Annotated in this window: 2 protein-coding genes; both read left to right on the top strand. The window is 77.5% G+C overall.

Features of this window, described 5'->3' with window-relative positions; genetic code table 11:
* A partial coding sequence (locus DKL51_RS32700; protein WP_260428760.1) for a TetR/AcrR family transcriptional regulator occupies nt 1-615 on the top strand: 615 nt, incomplete at its 5' end.
* Nucleotides 616-684: 69 nt separating this feature from the next.
* On the top strand, nt 685-1,432 hold a 748-nt coding region (locus tag DKL51_RS32695), incomplete at its 3' end, for an FUSC family protein (protein ID WP_260428759.1).

Genomic DNA, 1,432 nt, shown 5'->3' with positions numbered 1-1,432 from the left:
GTGGCGGCACTGGCGGACGCCGCCGTCGAGCTGCTCGCCGAGGGCGGTATGCGGGCGCTCACGCACCGGGCGGTCGACGCCCGCGCCGGCGTACCGCTCGGCACCACCTCGGCCTACCTGCGGACCCGGCAGGCGCTCATCGAGGCCGTGGTGCGGCGCCTCGCCGAGCTGGACCGGGCCGACCTGGCGGCCCGCGAGCTGCCCACCGGCACGGCACTGGGCAACCAGGGCCGGGCAGCCGCGCTCGGCGCCGCCGACCTGGATCAGCTCGCGGCCGCCGTGGCCCAGGTGCTCGACCGGTGGCTGACCACCGGCCGCACCCGCACCCTGGCCCGGTACGCCTGCCTGCTGGAGGCGGTGCACCGTCCCGAGCTGCGCCCGATCCTCGATCAGGGCACGGTGCTCCGGGTCCAGGCCCGGGACCTGCTCGCCCGCGCCGGCGCTCCGGATCCCCGTCGCCAGGGCGACCAGCTCGTCGCGTTCGTGGATGGCCTGCTCTTCGACCGGCTGGTCGGCGCCGGCACGCTCAGCGCGCCGCCGCCCGGAACCGAGGAGAGCCGGGCCGACCTGCGCGCGGCGGTGCGCAGCCTGCTGCGGGCGCTGACCGGCGCCTGAGACCAGGGAGCGATCGCCGGGCCCGTTCCCGGCCCCGGCGCGGCCGCCGGTGATGGGAGCCACCGGCAGGTGGCGACACGCACCACTGCCGTGCAGCTCGCGGCAGCGCACCATGGGTGGGTCGGTCCGGCGGCGGAGGAGGCGGAGATGGCGCGGTGGAGCTGGTTCCCGGAGGCTGCGGGGCGGCTCAAGCGGGGCTGGCTGCCGGTCGTGGAGGCGACCCTGGCGGCCACCGTCGCCTGGGTGCTCGCCACCCGGCTGGTCGGCCACCCGCAGCCGTTCTTCGCCCCGGCCGCCGCGCTGATCGTCCTCGGCCAGGCCCGGGGCCAGCGAATGCGCCGGGCGGTCGAGGTGGTGTTCGGCGTGGCCGCCGGCGTGCTCGTCGCCGACCTGGTCGTGCAGGCGCTCGGGCCGCGGACCACGTGGACGGTCTTCACCGTCATCCTGCTCACCGTCGCCCTCGCCGTGGCCATCGGCGCCAGCTCGGTCACCGTGGTCCAGGCCGCCGTCTCCGCGCTCTACCTGGTGGTGGTCGCCCCGCCCACCGAGTCGCTGGTCCCGTTCCGGTTCGTCGACGCGCTGATCGGCGGTGCGGTGGCCCTGGTGGCCAGCCAGCTGATCGACGCCCGGCGGCCGCTCGCCCCACTGGTCGCCGAGTTCCGGCACACCGTCGAGGAGTTGGCCGGCGTGCTCGACGAGATCGGCGCCGCCCTCGACCACGGCGACGAGGCGGCGGCGCTGGCCGCGCTGGATCGCGCCCGGCATGCGGACGCCGCCGTGGACCGGCTGCGCGGCGCCGTGCTCGCCGCCGGTGAGG

It is taken from the genome of Micromonospora globispora, assembly GCF_003857015.1.
GTDB classification, from domain to species: Bacteria; Actinomycetota; Actinomycetes; order Mycobacteriales; family Micromonosporaceae; genus Micromonospora; species Micromonospora globispora.
This window is presented reverse-complemented; position numbering and strand designations above follow the sequence as displayed.